At 36.8% G+C, this 16,258-nt stretch carries 12 protein-coding genes; 7 read left to right on the top strand and 5 right to left on the bottom strand.

Translation table 11 applies throughout. From position 1 onward, the window contains the following. Positions 1-186: 186 nt before the first annotated feature. The 4 genes from WFZ86_RS03570 (at position 187) to WFZ86_RS03585 (ending at position 6,004) form a co-directional block, all read left to right on the top strand. The gene (locus WFZ86_RS03570; RefSeq protein ID WP_342690659.1) at positions 187-4,116 is read left to right on the top strand and encodes a starch-binding protein; all 3,930 of its coding nucleotides are present in this window, start codon (positions 187-189) and stop codon (positions 4,114-4,116) included. Between the two features lie 137 nt (positions 4,117-4,253). Beyond that, the gene (locus tag WFZ86_RS03575; protein WP_315172069.1) at positions 4,254-4,562 is read left to right on the top strand and encodes a DUF3784 domain-containing protein; all 309 of its coding nucleotides are present in this window, start codon (positions 4,254-4,256) and stop codon (positions 4,560-4,562) included. A gap of 142 nt (positions 4,563-4,704) precedes the next feature. Continuing rightward, positions 4,705-5,493: a hypothetical protein gene (locus tag WFZ86_RS03580; RefSeq protein ID WP_342690660.1), complete on the top strand. Its 789-nt coding sequence runs from the start codon at positions 4,705-4,707 to the stop codon at positions 5,491-5,493. Positions 5,494-5,545: 52 nt separating this feature from the next. Further along, a complete protein-coding gene (locus WFZ86_RS03585) occupies positions 5,546-6,004 on the top strand; it encodes a nuclear transport factor 2 family protein (RefSeq protein WP_315172072.1) in 459 nt (152 codons plus the stop codon). A 4-nt stretch (positions 6,005-6,008) separates the two neighbouring features. Here WFZ86_RS03585 and WFZ86_RS03590 read toward each other — a convergent pair whose 3' ends face one another. Then, entirely contained in the window at positions 6,009-6,386 is a 378-nt protein-coding gene (locus tag WFZ86_RS03590; protein WP_315172073.1) for a winged helix-turn-helix transcriptional regulator, read from the bottom strand. 130 nt (positions 6,387-6,516) lie between these two features. Between WFZ86_RS03590 and WFZ86_RS03595 the strand changes: the two genes are divergently transcribed. The 3 genes from WFZ86_RS03595 (at position 6,517) to mgtE (ending at position 9,733) form a co-directional block, all read left to right on the top strand. After that, positions 6,517-7,386 (top strand): SDR family oxidoreductase, encoded by an 870-nt coding sequence (locus WFZ86_RS03595; RefSeq protein WP_342690661.1) that lies wholly within the window; start codon positions 6,517-6,519, stop codon positions 7,384-7,386. Between the two features lie 166 nt (positions 7,387-7,552). Continuing rightward, positions 7,553-8,341, top strand: a complete 789-nt coding sequence (locus WFZ86_RS03600) for a PhzF family phenazine biosynthesis protein (protein WP_342690662.1) — start codon at positions 7,553-7,555, stop codon at positions 8,339-8,341. 75 nt (positions 8,342-8,416) lie between these two features. Continuing rightward, positions 8,417-9,733: a magnesium transporter gene (gene mgtE, locus WFZ86_RS03605; RefSeq protein WP_342690663.1), complete on the top strand. Its 1,317-nt coding sequence runs from the start codon at positions 8,417-8,419 to the stop codon at positions 9,731-9,733. A 63-nt stretch (positions 9,734-9,796) separates the two neighbouring features. On the opposite strand, the gene WFZ86_RS03610 is transcribed toward mgtE, so the two are convergent. The 4 genes from WFZ86_RS03610 to WFZ86_RS03625 all read right to left on the bottom strand — a co-directional run bounded on the left by WFZ86_RS03610 (position 9,797) and on the right by WFZ86_RS03625 (position 16,257). Beyond that, a complete protein-coding gene (locus tag WFZ86_RS03610; protein ID WP_342690664.1) occupies positions 9,797-11,233 on the bottom strand; it encodes a gluconokinase in 1,437 nt (478 codons plus the stop codon). Further along, complete coding sequence (locus tag WFZ86_RS03615; RefSeq protein WP_342690665.1) at positions 11,221-12,540, bottom strand: gluconate:H+ symporter; 1,320 nt, start codon at positions 12,538-12,540, stop codon at positions 11,221-11,223. Before WFZ86_RS03615 ends, WFZ86_RS03610 begins: the two co-directional genes overlap by 13 nt. Before the next feature lie 55 nt (positions 12,541-12,595). After that, positions 12,596-13,495: a phosphogluconate dehydrogenase (NAD(+)-dependent, decarboxylating) gene (gene gnd, locus WFZ86_RS03620; protein WP_342690666.1), complete on the bottom strand. Its 900-nt coding sequence runs from the start codon at positions 13,493-13,495 to the stop codon at positions 12,596-12,598. A 617-nt stretch (positions 13,496-14,112) separates the two neighbouring features. Continuing rightward, complete coding sequence (locus WFZ86_RS03625; RefSeq protein WP_342690667.1) at positions 14,113-16,257, bottom strand: ATP-dependent helicase; 2,145 nt, start codon at positions 16,255-16,257, stop codon at positions 14,113-14,115. Between the last annotated feature and the right edge of the window lies 1 nt (position 16,258).

A 16,258-nucleotide genomic window follows, 5' to 3' on the forward strand; every position in this document is an offset into this window, starting at 1 on the left:
ATTTTCAATATGATGTTAATTTTACAAGAATCTCTAAATTTATTTGTTACAAAAAATGCTTTTGAAATAAAGTTGTAAACACTAAAACGTTGTAGTAAAAGCTTACACTATAACATTCATAATTTAAATGTTGTTTTTTGATAAATTTAACAAAATTTCAATGTTTTAACTACAAAAAATTAAATTATGAAAAAATTAGTACTATGGCTTATCCCCCTACTCGTACATGTTTGGGGAGCGAAAGCACAGATAAGCACTTCTTATTTGTGGCATTTGCACCAACCCACTTATTGGGGTGATGTCAGCAAGAAAAACCCCAATCGCTACCAGATGGTTAAAGAATCGCAAGATTTGAAAACATCTGGGGCTAATAACGACAAGAACGGACTAGCCCACCCTACTAATAACTTGGTGGAAATTTTTAGCACCGGCGACCGTGTAGCAGCCTACCAATTTGCCCCAAAAAATGCCATTTCCTCTATAGCTGATTTGCCCAAAGCAGGGGCTCAAATCACTTACGGAGGTTCCTTGATGGAAAACGTACAGGAATTAGCCCAAGCTAACCAATGGGGCTATTCGACCTCGTGGACGCAAAACATCAAGGATGCTAAAGCCTGGAAAACTTCGGGTGGATTTTCTAGAATGGAAGTGGTTTCTTTTACGATGCACCACGCCTTATCGCCTTTGTTAAGCGACGAAGCCTTGACCAAAGAAATCAAAGCACATCAATACTACAGCGCTCAATTGTTTGGCACCCACAACTCCAAAGGTTATTGGCCTGCAGAATGCGCTTTCTCGGAAAGAATCATCAAAACCTTAAAAGAATGTGGTATAGAATGGTCAGTTATTGCTAATAGCCACCTTTCAAGAACCTTATCTGATTATCCTTTAAAATACGGTTCTGGCGGAACGATGTGTGATGTTCCCAACAAAGCTGACCAAGTAGATACCAAAGGAAATACGTGGTTTTCTGCTCAAAAAGATGCACGCGGAGGACAATTCGCTATTCCTTACTCTTATTTGCCTTATAAAGCCAAATACATCGATCCTGAAACCGCTCAGGAATACAAAATCACCGTGGTTCCTATGGCGGATTACGAAAGTTATGAAGACGGCTATTCAGCCATTGGTACTTCACTAATTGACCCTATTGCTGCCAAAGCTTCAACATCTCCACGACAACCTTTGGTTTTATTTGCTCATGATGGCGATAATGCTTGGGGTGGCGGTTCTTCGTATTATAACGAATCGGTTACTGGTTTTTCGCATGCTTCGGCAGCCAAAGGAAATAATGCCACTACGATTCCACAATATTTACAAGACCATCCTGTCCCAGAATCTGAAGTAGTGCACGTAGAAGACGGTGCATGGGTGAATGCCGATGGCGATTTTGGTCATCCGCAATTTACCAACTGGCTCTGGCCTTTCTTTGATCCTGTAACCAAAAAATTCAATCCTAATGGCTGGACTGAAGATATGATGAACCAAGCCATCACAACCGCAGGTGAAAATCACGCCATCATGGCCGAACAACTCGAAGGAAGCAATCTACGCATCAGCGAAATCGTAAATCCAACTGCAGCCATAAGTCCAGCTGAAAAAGCATGGCATTTTTTGATGGCTGGATACGACAGTGGAAACGCGTATTATGGTTTAGCCGAGGATTTAGAAATCAAAACGACCTTGGCTGTCAATCGCTGTGTGGAGTTTGCACAACTTACACTTAATGCTCACCCAGGCGTTGACAACACCAAACCTTCTGTTTTTATTCCACAGCGATGGCCTTATAATCCTGGAGAAAAAGGATATGGAGCACCTTATGCTTACAAAGAATTCTTGAATTCAGCCGACTTCACGGTGTACACTTTTGCTTATGATGTAAGCGGTATTGAAAGAGCCGAACTAAAATACCGTATTGATAATGATGGGAAAAACAATTTAAGCTCCAATCATAACGATACGTATGCTGGTGGAACTGAAGTGGGTTCTTGGGTAAGTTTACCAATGACAGAAAGAGTTTTCCCTAAAGGCAATGTAACCAACAGTACCCAAGCCGATTTGTACATGCTGCCTACCGTAATTGCCAATCAATACCATGCAGAAATCGCAGGACTTTCGGAAAAGTTAGTCGATTACTATGTAGAAGTAACTGATAAAAAAGGTAATGTCACCAAATCGAAAATTCAACACGTTTGGGTTGGAAAAAATCTAGATGTAGCCCCAAAACTTACTTTTACGCCAGACATTACAAACTCACCAACAACGGTAGACGTGACCATAAAAGCCACAGATAGTACAGATCCCTCTCCAAAAATCTACTACACCACTGATGGTAGTGTTCCAACAACTGCATCAGCTAGCGCAATTAGCAGCAAAACTATCAGCATCACTCAGACAACAACTATAAAAGTATTTGCTGTGGATAATGAAGGTAACATTTCAGAAACGATCACCAAAACCATTTCAATTGGGGCTTTACCTGAATTTACTGTTTATTTCAAAAAACCAACCAATTGGAATGCAGCAGTAAAAATTTACTATTGGTCACCTACAGGAACAGCACCAGCAGTTACTTATCCAGGAGTAGCAATGACCAAAGACTGTGGAGATTGGTATAAATACACCTTCCCAAGTACTGTATCCGCTTCGAACTTACTTTTTAACGACGGTACATTAAAAACCGGCGACTTATCGGCAACCGCAGGAATTAAATTCTATGATGGAGCTTGGCTAGCTAGCGAACCTACTAATCGTTGCAACGTCACTCCTATTGCACCTGATTTGACCATTGCACCAGTAGGCGGCAATTTCACTACTGGCGCCACAGTGAATGCAACGCTTACTGCAAATGAAGCAACATCTACCATTTACTACACCCTAGATGGCACAACACCAACAACAGCTTCGCCTTCAGCTGTAGGTAGTAAAAGTATAGCCATTACCGCTACTACTGTACTTAAAGCCTTCGTAAAAAACACCGCTGGAACTAGCTCTATTATCAAAACAGAAACCTACACTTTTAGCGCTCCTGCAACCTTTACAGTGTATTTTAAAAAACCAACCAATTGGAATGCAGCAGTAAAAATTTACTATTGGTCACCAACAGGAACTGCCCCAGTAGTAACTTGGCCCGGAATTGCGATGACCAAAGACTGTGGGGATTGGTACAGTTACACTTTCCCATCAACAGTTAGTGCTTCAAATTTATTGTTCAACGATGGGACTTTAAAAACTGCTGACTTGTCTACTACAGCGGGAATCAAATTTTATAATGCTGGTTGGTTAAATGGTGAACCTGCCAACAGATGCCCTACCATCGCTCCAGATTTGACGATCTCAAAATCTGGAGAAAGTTTCAGTACGGGCACCACCGTAAATGTAACCTTAACGGCCAACGAAACCACTTCAACCATTTACTATACCCTCGACGGAACGACACCGACTACAGCTTCTCCCTCATCCGTTGGAAGTAAATCATTTGCCATTACCTCAACCACTGTATTAAAAGCTTTTGTTAAAAACATAGCTGGAACCAGCTCGGCCATCAAAACAGAAAGCTATACTTTTAGTGCTGTACCAACAATTACGGTATATTTTAAACCTCCTACGAATTGGACCGTAACTCCAAAAGTATATTACTGGGGTGCTACACCGACTGGTAGTATTGCTAATGCCGTTTGGCCAGGTGTGAACATGACAGCAGATGCTAATGGTTTTTATAAATATACTATCACTGGACCAACTGCTATAAACCTTATCTTTAATAATGGCTCAGGAGGAAGTGCCAATCAAACCCCAGATTTAATCAATAAAACCAATGGTTTTAGCTATACATGGGGGAATCCTACGAGTAAAGCTTTGGGAGAAACTGCCAATAAAGACGAAACGATTAACATAATTCGTGTATATCCAAATCCAGTAACTCAAACTTTACAAATAGAATCTACCTCAGCAGTATCGGGTTTCAGTATCTTTTCTCCACAAGGCACTACTGTCTTAGAAAGCAATACAAATGCCAAGACTATCGATGTAAGCCGATTAAGTAGTGGTCTTTATTTTGTGCTGATTCGCTTTGAAAACGGACAAGAAACCATGCAAAAAATTATCAAGAAGTAATTTAATAATGTATTGTAAAGAGAAGTGGGCTGAGAGGCCCACTTTTTGTTTTTTTAATTTTAATTAAAAAAAGTAACATTTACAGCGTAAAAAGAACTAATTTAGAGTTAGTTTTTTAATCAAAATACAACTACATTATGCTAGGAATAGCCCTCTTTTTCATAGTTTTAGGAATTCTAATCAAACATGGGAAAATGTATTTCCTTATTGCTGGTTACAATACGCTGTCCAAAGAAGAACAAAATAAATTTAAAATCGAAGCAATGACTACCTTATTTAGAAATGTAATGATAGGAATGGGAATCGTAATTATTATAGGAGGTCTTATCGCCGATTATTTTCAAAATCCTGCGATTGAAAAATATACGTTTTTTGGAGCTTTAGCTATCGGAATTCCCTATCTCTTAATGCAATCCAATTCGAAGAAATACAAGAAAGACGAGTAGTTCACTGCTGATAATGCTTCTTTTTTAAGACCTACTACTTTAAGACCAACTACATTTTAGTGTAACAAGGTCTCCAAATGCTAATTGGAAACTAAAAGCAATTCATTTTTTTTTTACAACCAAAAAGATTTTTTCCTCAATAATGAACATACGTTTCCTCTTTATACTGCTAGTATTCGCACTTAGTGTTACGGCACAAAAACGACCAATAGAAGTCAAATATTACTACCCAAAAGACAGCTTGAAATTTCATAAAGAAGTAGGGTTAGACTTTGATTACAATTATGAGAAAGATGTCTATGGAAAAACCACGATGCTCATTCATTGCGAAAGCGAAGTTGGATATTTTGAATTTGTTTTCAAAAAAAAGATACAACAACTATCAAGAGTCATAGACTACAAAGAAGGCAGCGTGGGCGAAATATACAATCCAAAAAACAAAAAATGGGAACATGAAAAAGGAACCTGGCAACACAGTGAGATGAAAGGAAAACCCATTGATACCCTCTTGTATAGTGTACACCAATTGCATGCATTAGTACTATTGCACGATCATGGAGGTCTTGTAGAAAAAATAAAATTTCAGGATGCTGGTAATCCGGTGTATTGGCCAGAATTTGATTATGCCAATTGCTCCATCAGTGACGAAAACAAAGACGGTAAACCTGAATTCTACCTCGCTTACTTAGGAGAAAGTGATGGCTTGGACGCCAAACCCTACAAACAAATCATTTATAGCTTTCCAGACAAACCAAAATCATACGAACTCCAAAAAGCTAAAGCCACAGCTTATTATCCCGCAGGAAATGAAGATGACGTCTATAACGTTGTGTATGACCCCAATTGGAAAAAATTACCCAAAGCCATACAACTTAAGAGCAATACAATACTAAAAAAACACAAAAAAAAGTATGAGTTAAAGTTAGAATAATTTATTTTTACTTTTACAAATAACTGAAAAACAAACCACTAGATATCCACTTATGAAAAAACTAATATCACTTGGTTTCGCAATTTTGGTATTCTCTTCTTGTGTTAATTCCAATACATCGGCTATCGATAATGAGAAAATAGTACAACAATACTATGTGTATTTCAATCAACACCAATGGCAAAAAATGGCACAAATGTATAGTGAAAAAGCGCTATTCAAGGATCCGAGTTTGGGTCCAGGGACTGTAGTGCAAACAAGACAACAAATTGCTCAAAAATATACAGAATTGGCGTCCCTTTTTCCAGATGTACACGACTCCATCGTAGCCATTTATCCTTCGAATGGCAAACATATAGTAGTGGAGTTCATTTCAACTGGTACTGCGCCAGATCAATCTAAATTTAGCTTACCCATTTGCACCATTTTCACGATTGAAAACGGACAAATCACCAAAGATTTTACGTACTACGACAATTTTGAAGCACCTACTGTGAACGAAAAACAATAGTATTTTAACTATTTTTAAATCGCTCTCGGGAAGTTTTAATGTTTTGCATGTTCACTGCTGCCCATTGTGCTAGATTATCTATGTGTGGTACTAAAGACGCACCCAAAGGTGTAATTTCGTACTCTACTCTTGGCGGTACTTCAGGATAAACCGTGCGGAGTACCAAACCATCAGCTTCTAGCGTTCGCAAGGTGACTGTGAGCATTTTTTGCGAAATATCCGTTCCAATTTCTTTATTAATGGCATTAAAACGGAGCTTCTTCTTTTCTCCTAAAATCAACAAGACTAAAACCGACCATTTATCTCCAAAACGATCTAAAATCGTTCGAATGGGACAATTCAATAAATTAAAATCTTCTTTTTTTATTTTTTTTTCTTCCATAAACCATTGATTTTCAATAAAAGTAACTTTAAAGTAAGTTATGCACTAAAAAGTACCGTCTTGCATAATAACACTAACTAAAAGATATTTGCTCTACAAAAGTAAGTATTAATATTAAAAGAAATAACAAATGAGTCAATTATTAATTACAGGAGCCACTGGCCAACTAGGAAGTCAAATCGTTTCAGAACTAACAGCAACTTATCCAGTTTCTCAGCTTTCCGTGCTCGCAAGAAGTGCCGAAAAAGGCCTTACCTTTTCTGAAAAAGGAATAACCGTAAAAATCGGTAGCTATCAAGATCCCTCAAGCTTACTAGAAGCTATGCAAGGAATTGACACCTTGCTTTTAATTTCTTCTAGTGATTTTAATGATCGAATTGGTCAGCACAAAAATGTGATTGATGCGGCAAAAGCTGCTGGAGTACAACACATACTGTATACTGGAGTAACATTGAAAAATATTGAAAACTCCCCCTTAAAACCTTTGATTGGGGATCATTTTGAAACCGAAGAATACATCAAACAAAGCGGACTAACCTATACTTTTTTACGCAATAGCTTATATGCCGATGTGGTACCAATGTTTATTGGAGCCAACGTACTCGAAACAGGAGTCTTTTTCCCTGCTGGGGAAGGGAAAGTAGCTTTTGCAACCCGAAACGATTTGGCTAAAGCTATTGCTAAAATTGTTGCAAGTAGTGGACATGAGAATAAAACGTACCATCTTACTGGAAGCCAAGCGCATTCTTTTACTGAAATTGCGAGCTATTTATCAGAACTATCAGGAAAAGAAGTACCATACATCAGCCCTTCTTCAGCCGATTTTGAAAACGCTCTAAAAGGATTTGGACTACCCGAACCCATCATTACCATGTCGGTACTTTTTGCCGCAGGAATGAAAAACAATGACTTTGAAGAAGTAGATGGCAGTCTAAAAACGTTCATTGGTCAAGAACCAACTTCTTTAAAAGCATTCTTGAAAGAAGCCTATCAATTGTAATTACCTTATCCTAAGAAAATGAAACCTGATCCTCAAAACATCAGGTTTTTTTTATGGAAATAAATATCCTCAAAAAGTCATCCATCGGTAAGAATAGTAACCATAAGAACCACAGAAATCCTTATTTTTGATAAAAATAAAAAAACTAGCTAACAATTACATACCCATGAAATTAGACTTTTATCAAATTGATGCTTTTACCGATACTTTATTTGGAGGAAATCCAGCCGTGGTCGTTCCCTTAAAAGAGTGGTTACCCGATGCGCTTTTATTAAAAATCACCCAAGAAAATGCTGTTGCCGAAACCGCTTTTTTTATAGACAAAGGCGAAAAAATTCATCTGCGTTGGTTCACCCCCGAGATTGAAATGGATTTATGTGGTCATGCTACTTTGGCTACGGTTCATGCCTTAAAAACTATTCTAAATGATCCAAGAACCACGTTTGTTTTCGAAACCCTGAGCGGAGACCTTACGGTTTTAGTAGAAGGCGATTACTATTTCTTGAATTTCCCATCTAGAATGCCAGTTCCCTCCGCTCTTCCTGAGAACTTAAAAGCCTCTTTGAGTATCGCTCCAAAAAAAGTCCTAAAATCTAGAGACTATGTTTTGATCTATGAGGATGAAGAAGCTGTAAAAAACATTCAAATAGATCGCAATCTCTTTGACCAAATCAATATGGAAACTGGAGGTGTCATTGTAACTGCTCCAGGAAAAAATAGTGATTTTGTCTCTCGCTTTTTTACGCCACAAGCTTCAATACTCGAGGATCCTGTTACGGGTTCAGCCCACTGCTCTTTGATTCCGCTTTGGGCAGAAAGATTGGGTAAAAACGAGCTTTATGCGCTTCAAATTTCTGAAAGAATAGGAAAACTCAATTGTGAATTACGGGGCGATCGCGTTATCATTAGCGGACAAGCCAAAACCTATGCTATAGGTACTTTTTGGACAGAATAACAAAATTCTTTTCAACATATTTTATTGCTTGTTGCTCTAGCATGAGCTATCAAAAAACGAACAACTTCTATTATCATGGATTACATCACTTCCAAACATCCAGCGGATATTGCCGACCAACTGACTCAAAAAAGCTCTAAAGATCGCGTACTTTCCTTTCTACTTTTAGCAGGTGAAGCCAAAGCCGAAGTGTTTCCGTATTTTGATAGTGCGATTCAACAAGAGCTTATTTTGAATTTGGGAAATGAAGCTACAAAGGAACTGTTTAATGAATTGGCTCCAGATGATAGAACGCTTCTCTTGACGGATTTCCCAGATAGTATCATCAAGGAAATCATCAATTTGTTGGACCCAAAAGAAAGAGAACAAGCGCTGAATTTACTAGGCTACGAAAATGATAGTATTGCCCGATTGATGACACCTCATTATATTCAGGCGAAAAAAGACTGGACAGTGAAACGTGTACTGGAATCGATTAAGATTTATGGTAAAAAAGCCGAAACACTCAATTTTGTGTATGTCGTGAATGACAAAAACAAGTTGATTGACGATTTGCGTATAGGTCAGTTACTAATGGCAGAAGACACCACTTTGATTGCCGAATTGATGGACAAAAATTTTATCGCCATTCGCACCACCGAAAAAATAGAAGAAAGCTTGGCCATTTTTGATAAATACGACCGTGAAGCCTTGCCTATTGTGACCGAAAAAGGAATCTTGGTAGGCATTGTTACTTTTGATGATTTATTAGAACAAATCGAACAACGTGATACCGAGGACATGCAGAAATTTGGAGGTATGGAAGAATTGGATCTTTCGTATACCAAAACATCACTCTCCGATTTGGTCAAAAAACGAGCGGGTTGGTTGGTCGTTTTGTTTTTGGGAGAACTACTCACCGCCTCCGCTATGGGCCATTATGATGACGAAATCGCCAAAGCCGTAGTTTTGGCTTTGTTTGTTCCGTTGATTATTTCGAGTGGAGGAAATTCGGGTTCGCAAGCGGCATCTTTAATTATTCGTGCCATGGCGCTAAAAGAATTGCAATTGCGGGATTGGTGGTATGTGATGAAAAAAGAGTTTGTTTCTGGATTGTTATTGGGAGGTATTCTTGGACTCCTAGGCTTTATTCGAATTGTGATTTGGCAAGAAGCTGGAATTTATGATTACGGTCCGTATTGGTTGTGGGTTGCGCTAAGTGTCTCTACTTCTCTCCTATTTATCGTTTTATGGGGAACGCTTTCGGGCTCGTTGATTCCGTTTTTGTTGCGCAAAATGAAACTCGATCCCGCTGCGGCTTCGGCTCCGTTTGTGGCTACTTTGGTGGATGTTACGGGACTGATTATTTACTTTTCTATTTCGGCATTTTTCTTAGCGGGAAAATTACTTTAGACATAACCACAATGAAACATAATTTCATTTAAAGACAACTAATCCGCTAAAAAACAGCAAACACTATATTTCTTTTAGCAGAGTATATACTTTTTTAAATCTAGTAAAGGCTTCTCTGTACACTTCTGCATTTGAATGATTTGGAAAAAAAGTTTTTCCTCTGTTTTGCTTCGTATTAATTATTCCGGAAGTGGCTTCCAAACCAATTAAAACAGCACCCCAAGCAGCACCTTCAACGGTATTAGGTATAGCTACTTTCATTTGAAAAATATCAGCAACTATTTGTAACCAAAATTCGCTTTTACCAAATCCTCCACTAACCATGACAATAGTGTTTTTTCGCTTTTCTTCATCAGGAATCAGAATTTCAGTAATTTGAAATAATCCAAACAAAATCCCTTCTAAAGTAGCTCTGACCAAATGCGATTGAGTATGTGTAATTTGCATTCCTAAAAGAGTTCCTTGAGCGGATGCATCCCAAATTGGCGCTCTCTCCCCGAGTAAATAAGGTACAAAAAGCAATCCATCAGCACCTGGAGGGATTTTCTCAGCTTCTAGAAAAAGAGTTTCATAAGGAACGGTTGTTTTTAAAATCGTTTCCTTAAGCCATTGCAACACAATTGCTCCATTATTTACAGCTCCTAAAGTAAGGTATTGATTGTCTTTGAGATGGTAACACTGTGTTCTCATTTGGGCATCAAGAAAGGGGTGATCAATTGGGAGTCGAACCGCTCCACTGGTACCAATGGTTAAAGCCATACATCCATCATTCATTGCACCAGTTCCTAGATTTGCCAAAGCACCATCTCCTCCTCCAATCACATATAAAAAATCATCCGAAATCCCATTTAAACAATGAGTCACTGCATGAATTGGAGAAAGTTGTTCCACTTGTATATTCAAATAAGCAAGAATTTCATCATCCCAATGTAAAGTATGAATATTCATTAGTCCTGTTCCTGATGCCATTGAAGTATCAATAGCATATTCACCTGTAAGATGATGCCAAACATATTCTTTTATACTAATGAATTTATAGGTTTTGGAAAACGTTTCAGCATCAAACGCTTTGAACCATGCTATTTTGGCCAAAGGCGAAAAAGGATGCGTTGGAATGCCTGTTTTCTGATACAACCATTGTGATTTATTGGAACTTTTGAGCTCCTCAACTAAAGTTATGGCTCTATTATCGGCCCATAAAATAGCGGGTGATAAGGGCGTTCCTTCAGAATCAATGGCAATAACACTTTGCATGGCTGCACTAAAACTAATAAATTCTGGTTGAATATTTTTGGTTATAGTCCGTATACATGTTACAACAGCGTTTAGTATTTCTTGCGGATCTTGAACACTCCAATGTGGTTTAGGATGAAACATAGGATACGAAATTGACAATTCCTCGACAACATTTCCTTGGATATCAAAACAAACTGCTTTTGTAGCTGTAGTACCAATATCAATTCCAACATAATACATAGGCGCTCTATTTATTTGATCCATACATTTAATAACAGTACGCCTATTAATCCCATAACACCAATAATGGTTTCCATCACTGTCCAAGTTTTAAACGTATCCGAAACGCTAATCCCAAAATATTCTTTGAACATCCAAAATCCTGTATCATTAACGTGAGAGCACATTAAACTTCCAGCACCAATAGAAAGTACCATTAATTCTGGACTGACGCCCGATTGAATAACTAAGGGTTGTACAATTCCTGCTGCTGTTAATCCAGCAACAGTAGCAGATCCTAAAGCTATACGAATAATCGTTGCAATCAGCCAACCTAAAACCAAAGGCGAAAGAGAAGATTCTTTAAAAAAAAGACTGACATCTGTTCCTATTCCACTATCTATTAATACTTGTTTAAAGGCTCCACCAGCAGCAATTATTAGTATAATCATTGTTGCAGCACTTAATGCCACTCCAGAGGTATCCATAATATCCTGCATTTTTCTACCGCGAAAAAGCCCCAAGGCAACTATCGCAAACAAAATAGCTATTAGTAAAGAAGTGGTGGGATTACCAATAAAAATTAAAATGTGACGCAAACTATTTTCTTCAGTCAAAACCAATTCGCTAAAAGTTGCTGACGCCATTAAAATAACAGGAACTAAGGCTGTAATAATACTTATTTGAAAAGAAGGCAGTTCTGATTCTGCGAATGTTTTGCTTTCGAATAGTCCTTTGGGAGGGAAGGCATGAATTTTTTTTATCAATTCAGGAAAAACTATGCCTGCAACAATTAGAGCAGGAACCGCAATCACTAAACCATAAAGTAAAGTCCTCCCAATATTCGCTTTAAAAATAACGGCGATGGCCGTTGGCCCTGGATGAGGTGGCAAAAAACCGTGAGTGATAGACAGAGCGGAAGCCATAGCAATGCCTAGATAAATAACAGGCTGTTTTGTACTTTTGGCAACCGCAAAAACCATCGGAATTAGTATGATAAAACCAGCATTATAAAACATTGAAATCCCTACAGAAAAACCTGTAAGCACCATCGCCCATTTGATGTGTTGCACACCAAAAGTTCGAATCATTACCGAACTAATTCTTTGAGCAGCTCCACTGTCTGAAAGTAAGTTCCCCAAAATCACTCCAAAAGCTATAATGAGAACTAGAGAACCCAACGTATTTCCAATCCCTAGCTGAATAGATTCAAGTAAAGTAACGAATGGCATCGCTTTCAAAATTCCAACGAAAAAAGCTGTTATTATCAAAGCTATAAAAGCATTGAGCTTAGCGCCGGAAATCAAAACCAATAACAAAACAATACTTGCGATAAGGATCAGTAAAGACATGAATTATAATTTTATAAACGTGAGTACTTCATTGAATTGAATGGAGACAAAAATATTATTCATTTTTCTCTACTGCATGCCCCCCAAACTCATTTCGGAGTGCTGCCACTACTTTGCCAGAGAAAGTATCGGACATTTGTGATCGATAGCGCATCATAATAGAAAGCGCAATAACTGGAGTGGGCACGCCTAAATCCAAGGCGGTTTCTAATGTCCATTTACCCTCGCCAGAAGAATGCATAATTCCTTTGATACCGTCTAATTTTGGATCTTTTGCAAAAGCATTCTCGGTCAATTCCATCAACCAACTGCGTACCACAGAACCATGATTGAACAATTTAGCAGTTTTTTGAAAATCAATATCAAATTCTGAATGCTCAAAAACTTCAAATCCCTCAGCAATAGATTGCATCATACCATATTCAATGCCATTATGCACCATTTTGGTAAAATGGCCACTTCCTGCTGCACCGGTATAAAGAGAACCATTTTCAACAGAAATATCTTTAAACACTTTAGCTACATAATCAAACACCTCTGGGTCTCCACCTATCATGGTACAAGCTCCATGCAAGGCTCCAGAAGTTCCACCTGAAGTTCCGCAATCTAAAAAATCAATACCAAGTGTTTTTAGTTTTGAATAACGACGCTTAGAATCATTAAAATTAGAATTCCCCCCATCAATAAGTATATCATTTGGAGACAAATAAGGAAGCAAAGCATGAATCACCGCATCAACAATTTCTCCTGCAGGAACCATTAGCCAGATCACCTTACGACCGCTTAATTTTTGGCATAACTCTTCAACAGTATAAGCCATTTCAATTCCTTCATGACCAATTTTAGCAACAAAATCAGTATTGACATCTTGTGCGACCACTTGATATTCGTTTCTTTTTAAATTTAGAGCGAGATTAAATCCCATTTTTCCAAGTCCTATTATTCCTATTTGCATTTTGTGAATTTTCTATTTGATTTGTAAAAATATACTTTATACTAACATTTTGTGCTAATTACCAAAATTAAATGATAATCAACAAATTACAATAACCTCATCACAAAAAAACGATATAACCTTATAGTTGGGCAGGAATGGCATCCTTGCCACTTTCTTGAAATCTGGGGCAACAAACAAAAATCAAAACGCTTAGAAAACAGTACACACAAGAAACACTAAAAAAACCGCTACTGCTTCTCCAACTCACAAAAGGTAGTTTGTACCGTGGCTATACCGATTATGCTTTTGGGGAGCAGCCCGCCTAAGGACCGAAAGTACGTCCCCTCCCGTGATTCGTTCTATCTTTGTAGCCGAACCCCGGCTACAAAGGATGCCACTACTCCCGGGGCTAGCCACCACGAATAAGGTTTCGAACAACATCAAATAAACAACGCTTCTCTGGGGATTGATAATAACCAATTAGAAATTGATTTAATTGGTTATTATCAAATGATTATCCTTGTCCATTCTATAGTCATTTGAATTCGGATTCTGAAGAATATTAATCTTCGTCTTGCTACATAAGCAAAGAAGTGATATTAAGTTGATTTTATATGATTTTTATTGAAAAAACATTATTTTTTTTGTCCACATTTTGGGCAAACAATCCAATCTTCTTTCATAGGAGCATAACATTTTATACATTCGTTTTGTCTATGATTTATTCTTGCCAATTGGTTACTTTTTGAAGTATATTCATCTGGAATCTCGTTTAAAAAACTTGATTCATTGCCTTTTTCCGTAACCAAATATAATTTGTCTTTTGCTCTTGTAATTGCAACATAAAACAATCTTCTCTCTTCTTCTAAAAGCAAATTATAATCAGCAGTTTTAATAACTTGAAACAATCTATCTTCTAACCAAACATCTGGAAAACCACCTTTACCTTCTGTAAGTCCAATGATGAAAACAACTTTTGCTTCTAGTCCCTTTGACGCGTGTATTGTTTTCCCATTTACAAAGAATTTATGTTGTTTAAACTGATCTCTGTAACTTAAAAACATATTATTTCTTCTGTATAAAAATAAAATATCATCTTTTGCATAACCTTCTTCAAGTAAATCTTGAACTTTTTCAATACAATATCTTACGTTGTCGGTTAAATTATTCCCTTTTTGAATAATAATTTTTTGCTGTGAATCTTTTACAGCGGAAATATCTTTATCAATTTTGTGTTTGTTATATTTAATAACTTCATTACTTGCTTCTACAATATTTCGCTCACTTCTATAATTTTGATTGAGTTTAATTACCTGTGCATTTGAAAAGTATTTTTCAAAATTGATAATGTACTCTACATTTGAACCTCTAAAACCGTAAATACTTTGCCAATCATCACCAACACAAAATAATTGTGTTTCCGGTTTTATAAGTAACCTTATAAGTTCTACTTGTAAATTATTAACATCTTGAAACTCATCTACTAAAACATATTGAAATTTATCTAGATAACGCTGTCTAATATCTTCATGATTTGTAAATAATGAAGTTGTTTTAGAAATCAAATCATTAAAGTCTAAATACGATTTATTGGTGGTGTAAGCTATATATTGTGAAATAATTGGAATAGCTAATTCATAAAATACTCTGATTCGTTCATGTTTATCAGCCGAAGCTCTTTTAACCACTTCATCAATAGAGATATTCTCTACTTTAATCATATCACAAATTCGAATAATTTGACGAACAAAGTCTTTCACTTCTTCAAAATAGCCCTTAAATTCCTCCAAAAAACTTAATTGTTTCTTTTCATGAAAATCGTAAGGCAATCTACTTTTTATAATTTTATCCAATGTATGATTGAATACAGCTGAATCTTGTGTGTCTTTTTCAAAGGTTTTGGCATATAATATGTTTCCTTTAGCAAACTGTTTTTCTTTATCTTCCATTGGATAGCTCCTCTCACTCACATGTTCTAAATACAAATTAGCATCAGGAATATAAAAGTCGGGATGAAAATCAAAGTCTTTTACATTTAATAAAGGTTCATATTCAAATGAAATACAATGTCTGTAAAGCCAATCTGCTATATATTGCTCTGATTTAGACTTTACTTTTGTAGCATTTAATGTGGTATAAAACTTTCCATCTGTAACTTTATGATTTTCGTATTCTCTTGAAATATGAATTTTATCTACTAAATAATCCAAAACATAACGTTTTGTTTTTAGTAAGAAAGCATTATCATCACATTTTTCAATAAAGATTTTGTGGAATACCTCAAAAACTGTTTCATCAGCAATCCTGTTAGAAATATCTTCAATGTCAGATGATTTTTCATCACCAATAATCTTAAACTTATTATCAAATTCTTTTACACCATCAGAACGTAATGCACTATAACAAAAACTATGAAATGTGCGAACCGTTAATCCTTCAATCCATTTGTATTTACGCTGCCAATTTCTACGTTCAGCGTCTTTTTCTTTTTTAGTTAATACTTTACTAAAGATAATACGCTCATATAAACCTGTTGTATCAGCTGCAACAATTAAACGATCCATCATTTCATTAGTAGCATTTTTTGTAAATGTAATAGCTAAAATACTTGATGGATGTACTTTCTTTTCCTCAATTAAATAAATAATTTTCTGCAACAATGTTTTTGTTTTGCCCGAACCAGCGCCAGCCAAAACTAAAAGACGCTTGTTGTTACTTACCACAGCTTCCTGTTGCTTATCATTTAAACCATCTAATATGTTGTTGTTTTTGTCTAACATA

Origin of the sequence: Flavobacterium polysaccharolyticum (genome assembly GCF_038739875.1) — a bacterium.
Classification (GTDB): Bacteria; Bacteroidota; Bacteroidia; order Flavobacteriales; family Flavobacteriaceae; genus Flavobacterium; species Flavobacterium polysaccharolyticum.

Coding starts and splice junctions, on each gene's coding strand:
- WFZ86_RS03585 (WP_315172072.1), top strand. CDS start 5,546: ATGAAAAAACTAATATCACTTGGTTTCGCAATTTTGGTATTCTCTTCT.
- WFZ86_RS03600 (WP_342690662.1), top strand. CDS start 7,553: ATGAAATTAGACTTTTATCAAATTGATGCTTTTACCGATACTTTATTT.
- mgtE (WP_342690663.1), top strand. CDS start 8,417: ATGGATTACATCACTTCCAAACATCCAGCGGATATTGCCGACCAACTG.
- WFZ86_RS03595 (WP_342690661.1), top strand. CDS start 6,517: ATGAGTCAATTATTAATTACAGGAGCCACTGGCCAACTAGGAAGTCAA.
- WFZ86_RS03580 (WP_342690660.1), top strand. CDS start 4,705: ATGAACATACGTTTCCTCTTTATACTGCTAGTATTCGCACTTAGTGTT.
- WFZ86_RS03615 (WP_342690665.1), bottom strand. CDS start 12,540: ATGTCTTTACTGATCCTTATCGCAAGTATTGTTTTGTTATTGGTTTTG.
- WFZ86_RS03590 (WP_315172073.1), bottom strand. CDS start 6,386: ATGGAAGAAAAAAAAATAAAAAAAGAAGATTTTAATTTATTGAATTGT.
- gnd (WP_342690666.1), bottom strand. CDS start 13,495: ATGCAAATAGGAATAATAGGACTTGGAAAAATGGGATTTAATCTCGCT.
- WFZ86_RS03570 (WP_342690659.1), top strand. CDS start 187: ATGAAAAAATTAGTACTATGGCTTATCCCCCTACTCGTACATGTTTGG.
- WFZ86_RS03610 (WP_342690664.1), bottom strand. CDS start 11,233: ATGGATCAAATAAATAGAGCGCCTATGTATTATGTTGGAATTGATATT.
- WFZ86_RS03625 (WP_342690667.1), bottom strand. CDS start 16,257: ATGTTAGACAAAAACAACAACATATTAGATGGTTTAAATGATAAGCAA.
- WFZ86_RS03575 (WP_315172069.1), top strand. CDS start 4,254: ATGCTAGGAATAGCCCTCTTTTTCATAGTTTTAGGAATTCTAATCAAA.